Origin of the sequence: Bacillus toyonensis BCT-7112 (assembly GCF_000496285.1) — a bacterium.
GTDB lineage: Bacteria > Bacillota > Bacilli > Bacillales > Bacillaceae_G > Bacillus_A > Bacillus_A toyonensis.
Window position 1 is genome coordinate 2,464,555 of the sequence record NC_022781.1, and the last position, 19,917, is coordinate 2,484,471.

The window sequence follows — 19,917 nt, forward strand, 5'->3', positions numbered from 1 at the left end:
CTTCACCTCTCTCTATTATTTTTTGGAAGGAAAAAGCGTAGGAAAATACCTACGCCTTTGCCCCTACTTCGTTAACATACGAGAAATTACGAGCCTTTGAATTTCTTGTGTTCCTTCATAAATCTGTGTAATCTTTGCATCTCGCATATAACGCTCTACTGGATAATCTTTCGTATAACCGTAACCACCAAATACTTGCACAGCTTCAGTCGTCACCTTCATCGCTGTATCACCTGCAAATACTTTTGACATCGCTGATTCCTTCCCATACGGAAGCCCTTCCGATTCAAGCCACGCAGCTTGATATGTTAAAAGGCGCGCAGCCTCTACATCCGTTGCCATATCCGCAAGTTTAAAGCCAATCCCTTGCTGCGCCGCAATCGGCTTTCCAAATTGATGGCGCTCTCTTGCATATTCTACAGAAGCATCTAAAGCCCCTTGTGCAATACCAACTGCTTGTGCAGCAATACCGTTACGACCGCCATCTAACGTTTGCATTGCAATCTTAAATCCTTGCCCTTCTTCTCCTAGTAGGTTTTCTACAGGAATACGGCAATCTTCAAACATAATTTCAGTCGTTGGCGAAGAGCGAATCCCTAGTTTACTTTCCTTCTTCCCAACCGAAAATCCTAGCGTATCGCTTTCCACAATAAATGCGCTCGTGCCGCGCTGCTTCGATTCAGGATCTGTTAACGCAAAAACAACATAAATGTCAGCAATACCGCCATTTGTAATGAAAATTTTCGATCCATTTAATATGTAATGGTCTCCATCTCTTTTGGCGATTGTCTTCATTCCACCAGCATCTGATCCAGAACTCGGTTCCGTTAAACCGTATGCACCAATTTTCTTCCCTTCAGCCATCGGTCGCAAAAACTTTTGCTTTTGCTCCTCCGTTCCGAATTTAAAAATCGGCCACCCAGCAAGTGAAGTATGAGCGGACAGCGTTACACCTGTAGAAGCACAAACGCGTGATAATTCTTCGATCGCAATTACGTACGCTAAGTAATCGCTTCCAATTCCACCATACTCTTCAGGCCATGGAATACCTGTCAAACCAAGCTCCGCCATATGATCAAATAGCTCGCGGTCAAATCTCTCTTCCTCATCACGCTCAGCTGCCGTTGGTGCTACTTCGTTCTTAGCAAAATCCCGAACCATTTTTCTTATCATTTCATGTTCTTCTGATAATTTAAAATGCATTTCCGTCTCCCCCTCTTCCCTTTATAAAGCACGGCTGATAACAAGTTTTTGTATCTCACTCGTTCCTTCATAAATTTGCGTAATCTTCGCATCACGGAAAAATCTCTCTACCGGATAATCTTTCGTATAACCGTAACCGCCAAATACTTGTACCGCTTCAATTGCAACTTCAACTGCTGTCTTAGAAGCAAATAACTTCGCAATAGACGCTTCTTTACCGCATGGTAATCCTTGTGCTCTAAGCGATGCAGCCCTATATACAAGTAATCGCGCCGCCTCCACACTTGTCGCCATATCCGCAAGTTTGAAGCCAATCCCTTGTTGCGCCGCAATCGGCTTTCCGAATTGCTCTCGTTCCTTTGCATAATCTATCGCACATGCGAGCGCCGCTTCCGCGATCCCTAACGCCTGCGCCCCGATTCCAATTCGTCCAACATCTAAATTCGCCATCGCTACCTTGAATCCTTGTCCCTCTTCACCGAGTAAATTCTCAGCCGGCACTATCATATCTTCGAACGTAAGTTGAACTGTACGAGAACCGAGAAGTCCCATCTTATGTTCATCTTTTCCGATAATTAAGCCTGGCGTATCTTTCTCTACAATAAATGCAGAAATACCACTTTTTCCTGCATCTGGATTTGTAGAAGCGAAAACGATGTATGTACTTGCTTCGCCGCCATTTGTAATAAATACTTTCGATCCATTAATGATGTAATTATCACCTTTCTTGACAGCTCGTGATTTCAAACTCCCTGCATCTGATCCAGCATTTGGCTCAGTTAAGGCGAATGCACCTAAATATTCACCAGCCGCAAGCTTAGAAACATATTTCTGCTTCTGCTCTTCTGTTCCAAAATATAAAATCGGGTTCATTCCAACTGACGTATGTACAGCTAAAATTACACCAACCGTTGCGCTTACTTTTGAGATTTCCTCAATTGCTAAAATGTAAGAAATAAAATCCATTTCTGCGCCGCCGTATTTTGCAGGCGCTGGAATACCCATTAATCCAAGCTCACCCATCTTTTGCAAAATCTCTGTCGGGAACACCCCTTGTTCCATGCTAGGAACAAAGGGTGCTATTTCCTTCTGTGCAAAATCCCGAACCATTTTCCTCATCATCTGTTGCTCTTCATTAAAACGAAAGTTCATATACTCCGCCTCCATTTGCTATATATCTTTTAACAATTTGGTAAGACCACTACTCTATACAAGGAGGGATTTACTCATAAACGTAGAAACCACGGCCCGTTTTACGCCCTAACCATCCTGCATTTACGTACTTACGTAGTAATGGACATGGGCGATATTTACTATCTCCTAATCCTTCATGCAACACTTCCATAATGTATAAACACGTATCTAAACCGATAAAATCAGCTAGTGTCAGAGGCCCCATTGGATGATTCATACCAAGTTTCATTACTTCATCAATCGCTTCTTTCGTCGCTACACCTTCATATAACGTATAAATTGCTTCGTTAATCATCGGTAATAAAATACGATTCGATACAAATCCCGGGAAATCATTTACTTCAACTGGCACTTTTCCGATTTTTTTCGTAATATCTTCAATCGTTTCATAAACTGTATCATCTGTAGCTAAACCACGAATAATTTCAACGAGCTTCATAACGGGAACTGGATTCATAAAGTGCATACCGATTACTTTTTCTGGGCGTTTCGTTACCGCTGCAATTTCAGTAATTGGAAGAGATGACGTATTCGTTGCTAAAATTGTATGATCTGGAGCAATTTCATCTAAATTCGCAAATATTTTCTTTTTAATATCCATTTTCTCAACAGCTGCTTCAATAACAAGATCAGCTTCTTTCACACAATCTAAATCAAGAGTTACTGTAAGACGATTTAACGTTTCCTCTTTCTCTTCTTCCTTCATGCGTCCTTTTTCTACTTGACGCACTAAGTTTTTCGTAATGATAGCTAACCCTCTATCTAATTGCTCTTGTTTTAAATCTTGAATCTTCACATCATATCCTGCCATTGCACACACTTGCGCAATTCCCGATCCCATTTGTCCCGCACCAATTACAACTATTTTTTGTACACCCATTCTTTCTTCCCCCTTAATATAAGTCTGTAATAAATGAATCGTTTTCTCGCCGTAAATTAATGAACCTCAATCATAACTGCATCACCTTGACCGCCACCGCTACAAATCGAAGCAATTCCAATTCCGCCGCCGCGCTGCTTCAGTGCATGGATAAGTGTAACGATAATACGCGCTCCGCTTGCTCCAATTGGGTGTCCCATTGCTACCGCGCCGCCATTTACATTCAATTTTTCTGGGTCAATACCTGCAATCTCTGTACTCGCAATTGCTACTGCCGCAAACGCTTCATTAATCTCGAATAAATCGATGTCTTCAATTGTCTTGCCGGTCTTTTTCAATAATTCGTTAATTGCATAACCTGGCGTTCTTGGGAAATCTTTTGATTCTACCGCGATTGCCGTATGTGCTAAAATCGTCGCCAAAGGCTTTCTTCCTTCTTGCTTCGCTCTGTCCTCGCTCATTAATACAAGTGCAGCACCGCCATCATTCAGTCCTGGAGCGTTACCAGCTGTTACTGACGATGTCTTATCAAATACAGGTTTTAATTTCGCTAACTTTTCAATTGTTGTATCTTCACGCGGCGCCTCATCTTTAGCAACGACGATAGGATCGCCTTTTCTTTGCGGAATTGTTACTGGTACAATTTCCTCTTCAAAACGCCCTTCTTTATGCGCTGAAACCGCACGCTGATGACTACGATATGCCCATTCATCTTGGGCTTCGCGAGAGATTCCGTCTTCCTTCGCAACTTCACCGCCATAAACGCCCATGTGTATGCCTGAAAATGCGCATGTTAAACCATCTGCCACGTTTAAATCGATAACTTCGTTGTTACCCATTCTGTATCCCCATCTTGCACCTCGTAAAATGTAAGGACTGTTACTCATTGATTCCATTCCACCAGCTACAATAAGTGATTGATCACCAGTACGAATAATTTGATCTGCTAACGTAACCGCACGAAGTCCCGATGCACAAACTTTATTTACTGTTTCCGTCTGCACTTCCCAAGGGATTCCAGCAGCTCTCGCAGCTTGACGAGATGGAATTTGCCCCTGTCCACCTTGAATAACCGTTCCAAATATAACTTCTTCAACATCACTAGCAGAAACATCTGCTCTTTCAAGCGCTGCTTTAATTGCAATTCCTCCAAGTTCTGTTGCCTTCACATCTTTTAAAGATCCTCCAAATTTTCCAACCGGTGTTCTTGCAGCACTTAAAATAACTGTCTTATTCATATTTCTTTCCCCCGTTTCTTTTTTAGTACCGAGCGCTCGCTCGGTATCCTTGCGTTGAGAAGAGGTGCAATAATTGCACCTCTTTCTAAAGTTGTATACATGCTTACAAACTACATTGCTTCTTTCTTCTGTCCGATAACAGATCGTTCTAAAATCTCTGTTACATCAAGTGTTTGAACTTTCTCTTCTACTTCCTTCGCTTTCGTCCCATCACTAATCATCGTTAAGCAATACGGACAACCTGTACCGATAATGGATGGTTGCACAGCTAGTGCTTGTTCTGTACGAGCAACGTTAATACGAGAACCCGTTGTCTCCTCCATCCACATTAAGCCACCACCTGCGCCACAGCACATTCCTGTTTCACGGTTACGTGCCATTTCTACAAGATTCACACCAGGAATTGCTTTCAAAATATCGCGCGGTGCTTCGTACACTTCGTTGTATCGTCCTAAATAACAGGAATCATGGTACGTAACTGTCTCCTCAATAGCGTGAACAGGTTTTAAGAGTCCTTCTTTCACCCACTGAGCTAACAATTCTGTATGATGATAGACTTCTGCTTGTAAGCCAAAGTCTGGATACTCATTTTTGAATGTGTTATAAGCGTGAGGATCAATCGTAACGATTTTCTTCACTCCTGCTTTTTCAAATTCTTCGATATTCTTTGTTGCCATCTCTTGGAATACGAACTCATTTCCAAGGCGGCGCGGTGTATCTCCAGAGTTCTTTTCTTTATTACCAAGAATCGCGAATGAGACGCCTGCTTCGTTCATTAACTTCGCAAACGATATCGCAATCTTCTGACTACGATTGTCGTATGATCCCATCGAACCTACCCAGAATAAATATTCGAACTCCTCGCCAGCTTTTGATTTTTCTTTTACAGTCGGAACTGTTACTTCATCATCACCTTGGCGCCATGTTTCACGCTCTTTACGGTTCAGACCCCATGGATTCCCTTGACGCTCGATATTCGTCATCGCACGCTGCGCTTCCGCATCCATCTTTCCTTCTGTTAAAACAAGATAGCGGCGTAAATCAATAATTTTGTCAACATGCTCATTCATAACCGGACACTGATCTTCACAGTTACGGCACGTTGTACAAGCCCAAATTTCTTCTTCTGTAATAACATCTCCGATTAAACTCGGATCGTAAGCTAGCGCTGTAGCTGCTGATTCTTGCTGCCCTTTTCCAGCTGCCATCATCGCTAATTGATTTCCTTGTGTATTATTAAAAGCAACTACTGGAACCCAAGGTGCTTTCGATGTTACCGCCGCTCCTTTATCAGTTAAATGATCCCGAAGTTTTAAAATTAAATCCATCGGTGATAACATTTTTCCTGTTCCTGTTGCCGGACACATATTTGTACAGCGCCCACACTCTACGCAAGCGTATAAATCAATAAGCTGATTTTGTCTAAAGTCTTCAATTTTACCAACACCAAATGTTTCTTGCGTTTCATCTTCAAAATCAATCTTTTCAAGCTTCCCTGGATTTGAGAGACGACCGAAGAAAACGTTAGCTGGTCCAGCAATTAAATGTGCATGTTTTGATTGTGGAACATAGACTAAAAATGTTAACAAAATTAGTAGATGCACCCACCAAGAAAAATAGAACACTGAAATGGCTACGGTTTCATTTATTCCCGAGAAAACGTAAGCGATTGCAGAAGCGATCGGTTCACTCCATGAAAGTTCCTCGCCGTGCCATATAATTCCCATCCCATTACCAAGTAGTACAGAAATCATTAAACCACCGATAAAGATAAGAACAAGACCTGATTTAAAATTACGTTTCAAACGAACTAGCTTCTCAACATAACGTCTATGAAAAGCCCAAAAGACTGCGATTAATATAACGAGTGTGACAATTTCCTGGAAGAATGTAAATGCAGGGTATAGTGGTCCAAGTGGAAGATGCGATCCTGGTGCGAGTCCTTTCCAAACGAAGTCAATTGCTCCAAATTGGACAAGAATAAATCCATAAAAAAACATAACGTGAATAATGCCGCTCTTTTTATCTTTCAGCAGCTTTTTCTGACCGAAAACATTGACCTTAAGAAGATCCCAACGTTCTTTGAAGCGACGGTCAAATTCAATCTTTTTTCCTAATTGTATGTAGGCCATTCTCGTTCGTATAAGATATACAAACAAATATCCCGCATAAGCAATAACAGCAATGGCAGCCAGCCAATTAATGATCAGTAAGCTATTCATTTTTATGCTACCCCTCTCTTTGTAAGCCTTCTTTCTTTTTTTAGAATCTTCAAAAACATATAATTTTCTGAATTTTATCCCCTACCTTCATTATATAATGAGTGAGCATTCAGTCAACAGTTTTTTGTTATACAACAACATATTTTTTAATAAACCTGTTTATTTGGGTGAAACTATAAAGTGAAACTTTAGTCAGTGGGGACTGTCCATCCCCCACTAATTATTAGTTAAATCAATCGGGCTTTTACGGGCAGTTGATTTCAACCGAGCTTCCTCGTATTCAGCGGATTTTAAGGCGATTGTCTTACTGCCCGTTGAAGCGGGATAAAGTGAAACCTTAATGAACAAACCGGGCTATCTTCTAGTTAAATTTTTGGTAGCATTCTTACTCCCCATATCATTTGTAACACACTGAAGGTGAAAAGAATGCAAAGGAGGGACTTCACTCATGTTCTATTTCTCTCTCTTATTCATATGCGTTACTCTTTGGATCACAATTGACCTTTCATATGGGAGACTTCTTCATTTAAAACGTGTGCGTTCCCGTACTTTCCCTTTACGTCAAAGTGATTTTCACCTTTATACATATGGGAAAGATTTATACGATGCTTTATTTACTGATATAAAACAAGCCCAGCACCACATTCACGTTTTATTCTTCATTGTAAAAAATGATAAGATCAGTCGTGAATTTTTAAAGTTACTTATTGATAAGGCAAAAGAAGGCATTGAAGTAAGACTGTTACTTGATCGATTTGGTAGCCATTATTTATCAAATGAAGCAATTCGTTCCCTACAAAAACATGGTGTCTCTTTTTCTTTTTGTCATAAAGTCAAATTCCCTTTCCCTTTCTTTTCTGCCAATCAACGCAATCATAGAAAAATTACAGTGATTGACGGGAAAATTAGTTATATTGGGGGATTTAATATCGGCGAGGAATATTTGGGACATAATGAGCAATTAGGATTATGGCGAGACTATCATTTACGTCTTACAGGAGAAGGCGTTCAAGATTTACAAAAACAATTTTTACATGACTGGTTGGATGATACGAACCAAAATTTATTGGATGCTCCTCTTTATTTTCCGAAACAGGAACCTGGTACCATCCTACATCAATTCATTCCAACCGATGGTGCCTATTTACAACATACCTTTTTACATTTAATTAAAAGTGCGAAAAAGGAACTTTTTATCGGTACACCATATTTCATTCCTGGCAAAAAAATTATGAACGCTCTATTAAAAGCACGAGAAAGAGGGGTCCAAATAACAATTCTCGTTCCAGAAAAGGCTGATCATGCCCTCGTTCGAGAAGCGAAATTCCCGTACTGCCGAAAGTTAATACGGGCTGGTTGCAATATTTACGCATTTCAACAAGGGTTTTTTCACGCTAAAGTTATTATAGTGGACGATGATATTTGCGATGTTGGAACTGCAAACTTTGATATGAGAAGTTTATATAGTAACCATGAAATCAACTGCCTCTTATATGATAGGCACTTCATACAGGTGGTAAAAAATAAATTCCATGAAGATTTAAAAAATGCGTCATTACTTTCCTATGACGATGTTAGCCCGCTTTCCCTTATAGATAGAGGAAAGGAATGGATAGGAACGATACTTGCTTTCTTCTTATAAGAAAGGTGATGAATAAAAGAGGTGTATTCCTTATGATTATGCGGTTTGGATACGTCTCACATGCAATGGCATTGTGGGACTGTTCTCCTGCTAAAACGATGACATTTACAACTTTTAAAAAACTCAATAAACAAGAGCGAGAGGATAAACTGTACGATGTTACAAGGCAAAATTTAGAACATACGATACGTATCCTTCATTACAATATCGCACATGAAATCCCATTATATCGTCTTTCTTCTTCCATTATTCCACTTGCAACACACCCTGAAGTTGAATTTGATTATATTGGAGCATTCATGCCGCTTTGGCGTAAAATAGGTTCGTTAATTCAAGAGCACAATTTACGAGTAAGTTTTCACCCAAATCAATTTACATTATTCACAAGCGATAAGCCGCATATTACAACTAATGCAGTTACGGATATGACCTATCATTATAAAGTATTACATGCGATAGGAATTGCAGATTCTTCTTACATTAACATTCATGTAGGTGGTGCCTACGGAAATAAAGAAGCAGCAGTTGGACGCTTCCATGAAAACATAAAAAAACTTCCTGCACATATAAAAAAACAAATGACTCTAGAAAATGATGATAAAACATATACAACTGCTGAAACTTTATCAATTTGCCAAAAAGAAAAGATCCCTTTCGTATTTGATTATCATCATCACATGGCTAATCTTTGCGAAGAATCACTAGAAGAATTACTTCCTGCAATTTTTGAAACTTGGTCACATACAAATATCCCACCTAAAGTTCATATTTCCTCTCCTAAATCAGAAAAAGAATTTAGGGCTCATGCAGATTATATTAATTTAGAATTTATTAAGCCCTTTTTACACATTGCAAAAAAAATTAATTATAATTTTGATATTATGATTGAAAGTAAACAGAAAGATTTAGCAATGTTACAATTAATAAGTGAGCTTTCTTCTATAAAAGGAATCAAAAGAATAAATGGCGCAACATTACAATGGTAAATTGTCATGTTGCGTTGTTTTTTTCAAAAAGTAATTCTTATAGTAAAAAAGTTCCTATTTTATATGATATTATTTAAATTAGCATTTTCATCCTGCGATTCAACTTTATTGAAACGGAGTCATCATATGATTAATCAAAAAAAATATGTACAATTTGTCATGATGTATATAATTGTATTTTCTCTTTGGATATTCCTTATTCCAAATGAGTGGAACATAAAAGAAATTGGAATCCTTTTCTTATTTTGTTTTGCCGCAATCTTTTCTTGTTATTGTTCCTATAAAGCAATTAAAAAAATGAAGCGTGGTGATAAATTATTTTGGGTGTTATTATTATGTACTTGCCTATGTGGATTGGCTATGGAGATAACTTTATTCCTTCATTCACTTTCTATATGCGATCAAGTCCTATTCTCTTATGAGGCACTACCTTTTTTCATCATACAATATATTTTACTCTTTTCTGGATTTGCTATAAAGTTCATAAAACATTACTCTATTAGAGGCCTTGCTCAATTTTCATTCGATAGTATCTTTATCGTTATTATGAATATTTATTTTACCTTAACCTTTATTTTAGATCTTTCAAGCTTTCATACGTTAACAAAGGATACGTGGGTTTTAATTGGATATTTTATTGCACAATCATTAGTCATTTACGCCGTTATTAGCCTATATAGAAGAGAACAATATTCTTCTAGTAGAATTTCATTAATTATTGGCTTTACTATCATTCTTGTATACGGATATATACAGCTATTCCAGTTAAACACAGGAATAAAAACTTCTGCTGAATTCTCTTATTTAATACATACTGCTTCGATTTTATTAATTGGTTTATCGTCCATACTATACATTTTAGATAAGCCAATGCAACATGAAACAAAAACGAAATATTATCGATTTGATTATGTACGCTTTATATTGCCTTATTTTAGTATAATCATTACTTTTTCCTTTATTATCATTCAGCCTTGGGATGATAAATTCATGTTAATTGGTCTTGTATTATCACTTATTTTATTATTCTTGCGACAACTTTACATGTGGAAAGATAATAAAGTCTTAATTGATACATATGAACAGCTGACTACACAACTAGAAGATGAAGTTGAAGAAGGTGCTTCTGCGTTATCAAAAAGTGAACAACGTTATAAATCTTTATTTGAAGATCATCCTGATGCCGTTTTCTCTTTAAATATGCATGGTGTTTTTCAGCAATCTAACACAGCTTGTGAAAGCTTATTTACTGCTTACTATTGTGAAGTAGCAAGCTATTCCCTTCTGCACTTTATTGATCCAAAAGATCATGACTTACTAAAAAGAGCATTACAAATAACAAAAGAAGGTAGACCACAAACTTTAGAGGTTCGTACGAAAGAACAAGAAGGCTATTACTATTACCTTCACATTACACTCATACCTACTTTTATAAATAAAGAAGTTGTTGGGATGTTTGGGATAGCGCGTGATATTACAACTTTATATGAAAAACAAAAACAAGTAGAACATTTGGCATTTCATGATGCACTTACTGGATTACCAAATCGCCGCAAATTCGAAAAAGATTTAAAAACTATTTTAAATACAGCTCAAACTAGCGCAAATGATGTTGCCGTCATGTTTCTTGATTTAGATCGATTTAAAAAAATTAACGATCGACTCGGTCATGATGTCGGAGACTTATTACTAATTGAAGTAGCAAAAAGGTTACGCGGATGTTTGCGTTCAAAAGATATCGTTGCCCGCCAAGGCGGAGATGAGTTTACAATTCTATTACCAGATATGTACTCAGAAAAAAGTGCGGTTTTTATAGCTGAACAGATTTTAACTATTTTAAACAAACCATTCTTCATTAAAGATGAAGAACTATCTGTTACACCGAGTATCGGCATTGCAATGTATCCTGATTACGGAACCGATGTAACTGAATTAATGAAAAATGCCGATTTAGCTATGTATCGTGCGAAAGCAAATGGAAAAAACAGATTTGTTTTCTTCTCGAAAGAAATGAGTATTGCACAAAATGAGATTGAGTTCTTAGAAGGTGAACTTTCAAAAGCATTACAACAAAATGAATTTTTCCTTGAATACCAACCACAAGTAAGCACAAAAACAAAACAAATTATCGGTTTTGAAGCGTTAATTCGTTGGAAACATCCAAAACTCGGTATCGTATCTCCTGCCCAATTTATTCCTCTAGCAGAGGAAACAGGATTTATTATTGAACTTGGAAATTGGATTTTACGTACTGCCTGCTCAGAAGCAAAAAGATGGCATAATCAAGGTTTTTCTCACTTAAAAGTTGGTGTGAATTTATCTGTTGTTCAATTTAACCATACAGATTTAATCCCAACTATTTCAAAGGTGTTGAAAGAAACAGAACTAAAACCGGAAGCACTAGATATTGAAATTACAGAAAGTATCGCTATTAACCAAAATCAATCTGTAGTTGCAAAGCTAGAGCAGCTTCAAAATCTCGGTATTCAAATTTCAATAGATGACTTTGGAACTGGTTATAGTTCTTTAGCTTATTTAACAAAATATCCAATCAACACATTAAAAATTGCTCGAGAATTTATTTGTGGAATTACAACAAGTCCTTTAGAGGAAGCAATTATCTCTTCCATTATTACACTATCAAAAGAATTAAATTTAGAAGTTATTGCAGAAGGTGTAGAAACAGAAGAACAATGGAAATTTCTTTATGAACAAAACTGTGACCACATTCAAGGATTCTTTATTAGCAAACCTGTTTCTAGTAAAGACGTTTGGATGTTACTCCATAAAAAACAACCGCCTAAGTAAGACGGTTGTTTTTAGTACTCATAAGGTACCTCTTGAGCTAATTGTACCTCTTGATCATTATGAGAAATTATTTGGCTTTTCTCTAATGCTATATCTCCTAATGAAATACCCCATGCCATCGCTAACGTTAATAGACTACCAATAAGCAGTTTCTTCATATTCCATCACCTGCATTTTTTCTTTAAATATACCATGAAAATTTATCCACATTTTATGCAATTATGCATATTTGTTTTTTAGGTCTTTTTTATTTTTTCATTTTTTTCATAAGTGATTCTTTTAATGCGTGGTTTCCTAACATATCAAAAAAGAAGCATGCTTTTTCGTAAGCATCTTCAATTTCTGCTCTATCAGACCCTAGCTTTGCTAAGCATTCACCTTTTCGAAAGTATAGCTGTCCAATCAATGTCATACTATTAATTTGACACGATAGTTCAATAGCTTTATTTGCGTGGCAAAGCGCTTCTTCGTATTGATTATCTGAGTATAATGCTTTTGCATGATTATGTCTCACCTTTACATCAAATTCTTTATTATCATGCAATGTCTCTAACTGTTTTAATATATTTTCAAATAACTCAATAGCCTTCTTCAAATAGCCATTTTCAGCATAAATGTTTGCAATTGCGTTTTCAATATAAAGATTCTGATATACATCTATTCCTGCCAATTGTTGATTGAGCAATTTCTTTAATTCTAAAATACAATATTCGTAATCAATTTTTTTCAATACGTAAGCTGCTACATGATATTGCCATTGAAGAAATTGCTGAAGCTCGGGATGATATTCTTCCTTTTTCAGTTCATTCCATACCCTATTATAAATTTCTTTATATTTTTTTTGCTTACAAAGCGTAATAATTCGATCTTTTAACTGCTTATTCCTCTCAATATCAGAATAAATGAGTACCTCATAAAAATGAATAATGGGAACTTGTAATTTTGCTGCTATACCTTGCAATATATCCATACTTGGGTATACCGCACCCGATTCAATTCTACTCACTTCTGATTGATGACATATGTTCTCGGATAACTGTTTTTGTGTTAATCCTCTCATCACCCTAATTTTCTTAATTTCAATTCCTAATTTTTCTGCGTGCATACTTACTCACCATCCCATTATAACAATCTAATTTTTTGAGTTGTCATACCACTACAATAATGTGAATTCGACAATTTTTGATATGAAATAATGCATAATATATATAAAATCTGGCAAATGTTTCATACAATTCATCTCACATACAATAGATTAGGAGTGTTATAGATGAATTATAGAAAACTTGCTAGTGCATTCGTTACATTCGGTCTCCTTTGTCCTTTATCCACAGAAGCTATTCATGCCCAAGAATTAAACAAAAATGAAGTGAAAGTTGAAATTGCTCAGCCTGGTTTAACAATCGGAAAATTAACAGAACCTCAAAATGATACGAAAGAGAATATTGCTAAAAAATATTTAAAAGGTGAGGTAAACGGGGCTAAAGCTCAACAAGAGCAAGTTACAACTGAAAAAAATGTTGATTTTCAACCTACAAATAAAGAAACAAAAGAAAATCAAACCGAAGTTCGCCTTGCACAAACTTACAAAAACTATAAAGTATATGGTCAAGATCTTATTGTAAACGTAGATAAAAATGGAGTAATTACAACTGTTAGTGGTAAAGTTGTCCAAAATTTAGACCAACAACCTAATCTTACTATAACAAATTTTTTGTCGAAAAATGAAGTAAAATCTAAATTACGCGATATACTTCAAATTCCAAGCGATGCGACTGAGACAGAATTCACCAACGAAACCGTTGTTTATAAGAAAAAAGATGGATATTACACATTTGCAACTGTTATTACCTTTACTTACGAAAACAATGAACAAATTATAAACGGTAATGCAATCCTTGATTTAAAAACTGGCGAGGTACTTTTCCAAGAAAAATTCATTAAAAATAAAGAGAATAAAACTATAAATCAAGTAACATCACCTAGACTATCCCTCGCAAGTGAGCAAGGAACTGGGAAAAATGCACTTCAAGAAAACATCTCTTTCAATATCGCCAAAGGGACTGACGGAAAATTTTATTTAGCTGATTTATCACGCGGAACTGGCATATATATTTATAATGCAAACTATGCGGACTCTCTCGGCGGATATAGTCAAGCTGGTTATCCAGGGACACTAGTTTCAAGTAGCACTCCTAACTTTGCAGATAAAGAAGCAGCGGGTGCTATGAAGAATATGAGTGATATTTATGACTACTTCAAAAAAGAACATAATCTAAAAAGTTACGATAATAAAGATTCAAAAGTTGTTGCTAGTGTACACGGTTTTGATTCTACTGAAGTTAGTGATGGTGTAAAAGAAGATTATGTAAATGCATTTTGGCACCCTGCTTGGAATCAAATGGTATTTGGTGATGGTTTAAACGGAAAGCTCACTTCAGCCCTTGATGTAACAGCCCATGAATTTGGACATGCTGTATTCAGCGGTACGACAAAGAATAAAATTGTGAGATATCCAAGCGCTGAAACATCTGCGTTAAACGAGGGACTAGCAGATTTCTGGGGCACACAAATCGAATATTATGTAAAGAAAGATAAGGGAAACTGGATTATGGGCGATACACTAGGTGGCCTAACAATCCGTGACATCCCGGGAGAAATTGGTGACGGTGGTCATAAATTATATACAAACTTACAAGATTTTTATAACGATGGAAATAATCAAGAGTCTCACGTAAATTCTGGTATCATCAGCCACGTATTATATCAATTAGCTGAAGGTAAAACATATAACAATGTTGCTGTTCAAAAACAAGGCAACGAAAAAGTAAGTAAAGTTGTTATGCGCACATTGCAAAATTACGCAACTTCAGCTGAAGATTTTGAATCACTCCAATCCCACATCGTACAAGCTGCAAAAGATTTATACGGAAATGCCGTATCAAATGAATTTGCAAAAGCATTTGAAGCACATGGTTATAAACCATTACAAAAAATAAATAGAGTAATAGAAGTATAATAATAAAAAAGAAGTTTACCGTTCGTAGGTAAACTTCTTTTCATATCCATCCCTTTTCTTCCGCAATTGTAATTGCCTCAATTCTATTTTTCGCGTCGAGCTTCGTTAACACTTCAGAAATATAATTACGTACTGTGCCCGGTGAAAGATAAAGTGTTTTCGCAATTTCATTTGCAGTCTTTCCTTCTTTAGCAAGTAACAATACTTCTTTTTCACGATCTGACAACGGATTTTGCTCCTGCCATAAACCAAACATTAAATCTTGAGAAACCTCTCGTTTTCCCTTCATTACATTACGAATCGCTGCGGCTAAATCTTCACTTGGGCTATCTTTTAACAAATATCCGTGCACACCAGCTTTCATTGCTCGTTCAAAATAACCAGGTCTTGCAAATGTTGTTAAAATCATTACTTTGCATGATGATTTTTCTTTCTTTAAAGTCTCAGCGACATCCAATCCACTTTGAATCGGCATTTCAATATCCATAATACTTACATCTGGCTTTAACGATTCAATTAATTTTAACGCCTCTTCTCCGTTCGCAGCTTGCCCAATCACTTCCATATCATCTTCTAAATCAAGTAGGGCTCCTAATGCACCACGAAGCATCCGTTGATCTTCCGCAATAATAATTCGAATCATACCCTCACCTCATCTTTTCCTGTTCTAATGACCACTGGTACTTTTACTGTTAATAGCGTCCCTGAATGTATCGTATTTAGTTCAACAAATCCATCAATAAGAGCAATTCGTTCTTTCATGCCGCGAATACCATTTCCATCATTGTTTTGATCCTCTAAACCAATTCCGTTATCTTCTACTTTCAAAATCAGTTCACCTTGTGATTCTAATACAGAAACTGTACACTGCGTCGCCTTACTATGTTTTACAACATTCGTCACAGCCTCACGTAAACACATGCCTAAAATATTTTGTTCAATCGGTGATAACGAACTTGCACTCGCTTCTTGTTCTATTTCTAACTCAATGTTAGCAGCTTGTAAGATCGCTTTTATTTGCTCAAGCTCTTCTTCTACTGTAATCATGCGCATATCAGAAATTAATTCCCTCAGCTGTTTTAAAGCGGTACGAGATGTTTGTGTAATTTCCTTTGCTTCCACACTTGCACGCTCTGGATTTTTTACGATTAACTTCTCAACAAGCTGGCTTTTTAACGTAATAAGAGATAACGTATGACCTAACGTGTCATGAAGATCCCGTGCAATTCGCTGCCGTTCTTCACGTTTTACTAAATCTTTAATTTGCTCATTCGCTTCGTTTAATTGGTTCTTTAACATCTTTTTCTGATTAAAATTACGCATACCAAATGGCGTAAGAAGCATTAAAATAAACATCGGAACGATATTTACTAAATTTGCCGGTGTTAGTTGATTCATATTTACAAATACAAATGCTCCGAGCATTACAACTAACAGACATAGTAGCACTCGAAATACTTTCTTACTTGGCGCAAATCCCATCGCACTTGCCGTGAAAAAGCCAAAGAATATCATGAAAGGATTATAAAATATGGCAAATAAAAAGGTTAATATCATTTGAATAAACGCCCACAAAACGAACGTCTTCTGAACAAAATAAAGTTGACGGTATGTGATAATGAAGACTATCAACATACCGATCCCCATTACAAGTTTCCATCCTGATACTTGTGTTAAATTATAAATTGGAAATAACAAATATACGAGCCACATATACGGAAAAAAACCCATATGTTTCGGAAAAATTTCCATCCTCTTCTTCTCTATCATTTATACCGCTTCCTGTCTTTTTCTTATATATATTGATACTACAACAAATATAAGGAAATAACCTCCTAATACCGCGATATTTTCCCATCCAATTGATTTTCCAGCTACAATATCCCACGCACCGCTTCCAAAATGATATGTCGGTGTCCATTCACCAATCGTTCTTAATATTTTCGGGAATACTTCAATCGGCATCCATAACCCGCCAATTACAGCTAAACTCATATTTAAAATATTTGCTAGGCCAGCAGCTGCATCCGCCTTCTTAATGGAACCTATTACTGTTCCGAGTGCTAAAAATGGTGTCACACCTAACAATAACCATAATCCAGCACCAATCCATTGTCCTACCGTTAACTCAACATGATTAATTAATATCCCTGCCATAAAAATAACTAAGATTGAAAAAGCATTTACTACTGTTTGAGCGATAATTTTTGCTGTTAAATACGCCCCTTCAGGAAGCGGTGTAATTTTTAGAAGATGTGTCCAACCTTGCCCTCTTTCCTGAGAAAGTCTCACACCAAAACTAAAAAGTGCAGTCCCTACAATACTAAAAGTCGCCATAGAAATTAAATAATGTGCTTTCCACGCATCTCCGTTTTGTGGCACTTGCACAACATTTGTGAAAATGTAGTAAAACATAACTGGCATTAATAATGAGAAAAAGATAAATAATTTATTACGGAACGTACGTAAAATTTCTATTTTGCATTGCATCCATAAAGCTTTCATGCAATTTCCCCCTTTTGATTTGCGACAAACTGTTCAAATGCTTCATCGAGACTTCCACGTTCAACTGAAACATTTGTTACAGGTAGATTCTTCTGATAAATTGCTTGTAGAGTGGCATCTGTATCTTCCGTCGTTAAAGTGAAGCGCCCTTCATTTGACTGTACTTCTGTTACATGCGGTAATTCCTTTAGTAAACTCTTAGGGATTTTTTCTTTAGAATAAAACGAGATCGTTTTTCGAGAAATCGTCGCTTTCATTTCATCTGGTGTGCCATCTGCGATAATTTTTCCGTTCGCAAACAATAAAATACGATTCGCCAACGCATCTGCTTCCTCTAAATAATGTGTTGTTAAAATAATCGTTTTCCCTTCACTTGCTAACTTTTTAATCGTTTCCCAAAACGTTCTTCGAGACGTAATATCCATTCCAACTGTCGGCTCATCTAAAAATAACAAATCTGGATTTCCCGAAAGTGCGAGTGCAAAATTTAATCTTCTTTTTTGCCCACCTGATAACTTTTCACATCTTTGCTTTCGCTCTGATTCCAAATTTGATAACTGTAGTAATGTTTCTTTCGCTACCGGGTTTGTATAATAACTGCGGAATAGCTCAATTGCCTCTTCCACTGTAATGCTATCAATCACACTTACTTCTTGTAACATTGCCCCAAGGCTATTACGAACGCCTCTATGCTTTGGACTCTTTCCAAATATAGAAACTGTCCCTTCTGTAGGATCTTTTAATCCAAGCATCATCGAAATCATCGTCGTCTTCCCCGCACCATTTGGTCCAAGTAATGCTACTATTTCCCCTTTATCCACGTGAAATGAAACGTTACTTACTGCGTTTTTATGTTTAAATGTTTTAGAAACACCATTTATCTCAATAACCTTTTCCATCTCTCCACCCCCGCTGTTTCTTATATTTACATTGTATTCCTTGGAAAAGTTAGGAAACAGTATGATGCGTCATGACATCCATATGACAATTGTCATGTATTCTTTGTGTGAGGAATCAACCCGCATACCGCAAGCGAGTAGCAGGACGAAAATAAACATGATACAATCGGGTAAGATATATATTCGAGGAAGGACAGTGGTTTTCATGATTATTCGTAATGAACAGGATTTAGAAAGCTTACGAAAAATCGGCCGCATCGTTGCGCTTGCACGTGAAGAAATGAAAAAAGAAGCGAAGCCAGGTATGACAACGAAAGAGCTTGATTTGATCGGTAAAAAAGTATTAGATGAGCATGGTGCTATTTCTGCACCTGAAAAAGAATATGATTTCCCTGGTGTAACTTGCATTAGTGTAAATGAAGAAGTTGCTCACGGCATTCCAGGAGATCGTGTATTAAAAGAAGGCGACTTAGTAAACGTCGACGTATCTGCCGCACTTGATGGTTATTATGCAGATACGGGTATCTCATTTGTACTTGGGAAAGACGAAGAAAAAGAAAAACTTTGCCAAGCAGCTGTTGACGCATTTTGGGCAGCAATGAAAAAAGTTAAAGCTGGTTCAAAACAAAATCAAATTGGTCGTGCGGTTTCAAACTTCGCACATAAAAGTGGATACAATGTTATTCAAAACTTAACTGGTCATGGTATCGGTCTTAGTTTACATGAAGCACCAAACCACATTTTAAGCTATTATGATCCAATGGATAGTGCGCTTCTAAAAGACGGTCTTGTTATCGCTGTAGAGCCATTTATCTCTATGAAAGCTGATCATATTATCGAACGCGGTGATGACGGTTGGACATTCGTTACTCCTGACAAAAGCCTTGTTGCACAATGTGAGCATACAGTTGTCGTAACACGTGGTGAGCCGATAATTTTAACAGAAATATAAAAAATAGCCGTTTGGTAGCAGAAACCTACCAAACGGCTATTTTTATTACTTTTAGGTATGCAAAAATTTATATAAATAAAAGGTGATGCATCAAAGCATCACCTTTTTAACGGGGTGAGGCTGCCCAAAAGTACGGAAAACCTTTGAACAGCCTCGTATTTTCATATGGATGCCTTACATATATCACTGATGATAATTATGAAATGCGGAAACATATTTATCATCACATGATTCAAACATGAGAAAAGAAACCCTACAGTGGATTCTTTTCTCTACATAATCTAAAGTTTGGGTACACTAGATTCATGCAATGTAGGAGCTTTCCAAGCAGAAAGCGAACCTTCATTTAAAATGATAGCATACATATCT

15 protein-coding genes and 1 pseudogene are annotated in these 19,917 nt (G+C 36.9%); 5 read left to right on the top strand and 11 right to left on the bottom strand.

The annotated features are described in order from the left end of the window. Positions 1–63 precede the first annotated feature (63 nt). From acdA to BTOYO_RS12820, 5 genes and pseudogenes are all read right to left on the bottom strand, one after another. Complete coding sequence (gene acdA / locus BTOYO_RS12800) at positions 64–1,203, bottom strand: acyl-CoA dehydrogenase AcdA (protein WP_000545536.1); 1,140 nt, start codon at positions 1,201–1,203, stop codon at positions 64–66. A gap of 21 nt (positions 1,204–1,224) precedes the next feature. Beyond that, entirely contained in the window at positions 1,225–2,355 is a 1,131-nt protein-coding gene (locus BTOYO_RS12805) for an acyl-CoA dehydrogenase (RefSeq protein WP_001011192.1), read from the bottom strand. Between the two features lie 70 nt (positions 2,356–2,425). Beyond that, positions 2,426–3,277: a 3-hydroxybutyryl-CoA dehydrogenase gene (locus BTOYO_RS12810; RefSeq protein ID WP_000538855.1), complete on the bottom strand. Its 852-nt coding sequence runs from the start codon at positions 3,275–3,277 to the stop codon at positions 2,426–2,428. 56 nt (positions 3,278–3,333) lie between these two features. Continuing rightward, positions 3,334–4,616 (bottom strand): annotated as a pseudogene (locus BTOYO_RS12815) (acetyl-CoA C-acetyltransferase). A gap of 9 nt (positions 4,617–4,625) precedes the next feature. Continuing rightward, complete coding sequence (locus tag BTOYO_RS12820) at positions 4,626–6,737, bottom strand: (Fe-S)-binding protein (RefSeq protein WP_001086767.1); 2,112 nt, start codon at positions 6,735–6,737, stop codon at positions 4,626–4,628. Positions 6,738–7,185: 448 nt separating this feature from the next. Between BTOYO_RS12820 and cls the strand changes: the two genes are divergently transcribed. The 3 genes from cls to BTOYO_RS12835 all read left to right on the top strand — a co-directional run bounded on the left by cls (position 7,186) and on the right by BTOYO_RS12835 (position 12,173). Continuing rightward, positions 7,186–8,379, top strand: a complete 1,194-nt coding sequence (gene cls / locus BTOYO_RS12825; protein ID WP_000499184.1) for a cardiolipin synthase — start codon at positions 7,186–7,188, stop codon at positions 8,377–8,379. Positions 8,380–8,411: 32 nt separating this feature from the next. Continuing rightward, positions 8,412–9,365: a UV DNA damage repair endonuclease UvsE gene (gene uvsE, locus BTOYO_RS12830; RefSeq protein WP_000605894.1), complete on the top strand. Its 954-nt coding sequence runs from the start codon at positions 8,412–8,414 to the stop codon at positions 9,363–9,365. Between the two features lie 126 nt (positions 9,366–9,491). Further along, a complete protein-coding gene (locus BTOYO_RS12835; protein WP_023441111.1) occupies positions 9,492–12,173 on the top strand; it encodes a DUF4084 domain-containing protein in 2,682 nt (893 codons plus the stop codon). Positions 12,174–12,184: 11 nt separating this feature from the next. Here the strand turns inward: BTOYO_RS12835 and papR are convergent, their stop codons facing one another. Continuing rightward, entirely contained in the window at positions 12,185–12,331 is a 147-nt protein-coding gene (gene papR, locus BTOYO_RS12840) for a quorum-sensing peptide PapR (RefSeq protein WP_000734723.1), read from the bottom strand. Between the two features lie 89 nt (positions 12,332–12,420). Continuing rightward, positions 12,421–13,278, bottom strand: coding sequence for a helix-turn-helix domain-containing protein (locus BTOYO_RS12845; protein ID WP_000542899.1), 858 nt, complete (start codon positions 13,276–13,278; stop codon positions 12,421–12,423). Between the two features lie 165 nt (positions 13,279–13,443). Between BTOYO_RS12845 and BTOYO_RS12850 the strand changes: the two genes are divergently transcribed. Beyond that, positions 13,444–15,192 (top strand): M4 family metallopeptidase, encoded by a 1,749-nt coding sequence (locus BTOYO_RS12850; RefSeq protein ID WP_001109521.1) that lies wholly within the window; start codon positions 13,444–13,446, stop codon positions 15,190–15,192. Positions 15,193–15,232: 40 nt separating this feature from the next. Here BTOYO_RS12850 and BTOYO_RS12855 read toward each other — a convergent pair whose 3' ends face one another. From BTOYO_RS12855 to BTOYO_RS12870, 4 genes are read right to left on the bottom strand one after another with little or no spacing between them, the layout of a single operon-like run. Further along, positions 15,233–15,835 carry a response regulator transcription factor gene (locus tag BTOYO_RS12855; protein WP_000619274.1) on the bottom strand — a complete coding sequence of 201 codons (603 nt, stop codon included), beginning with the start codon at positions 15,833–15,835 and terminating at the stop codon, positions 15,233–15,235. Beyond that, positions 15,832–16,962, bottom strand: a complete 1,131-nt coding sequence (locus tag BTOYO_RS12860) for a sensor histidine kinase (protein ID WP_000570637.1) — start codon at positions 16,960–16,962, stop codon at positions 15,832–15,834. The genes BTOYO_RS12855 and BTOYO_RS12860 overlap by 4 nt, the downstream gene beginning before the upstream one ends. Continuing rightward, complete coding sequence (locus tag BTOYO_RS12865) at positions 16,963–17,697, bottom strand: ABC transporter permease (protein ID WP_000646291.1); 735 nt, start codon at positions 17,695–17,697, stop codon at positions 16,963–16,965. Then, positions 17,694–18,596: an ABC transporter ATP-binding protein gene (locus BTOYO_RS12870; protein ID WP_000416592.1), complete on the bottom strand. Its 903-nt coding sequence runs from the start codon at positions 18,594–18,596 to the stop codon at positions 17,694–17,696. Before BTOYO_RS12870 ends, BTOYO_RS12865 begins: the two co-directional genes overlap by 4 nt. Before the next feature lie 157 nt (positions 18,597–18,753). Between BTOYO_RS12870 and map the strand changes: the two genes are divergently transcribed. After that, a complete protein-coding gene (gene map / locus BTOYO_RS12875) occupies positions 18,754–19,548 on the top strand; it encodes a type I methionyl aminopeptidase (RefSeq protein ID WP_002106654.1) in 795 nt (264 codons plus the stop codon). The last annotated feature ends 369 nt before the right edge of the window (positions 19,549–19,917 follow it).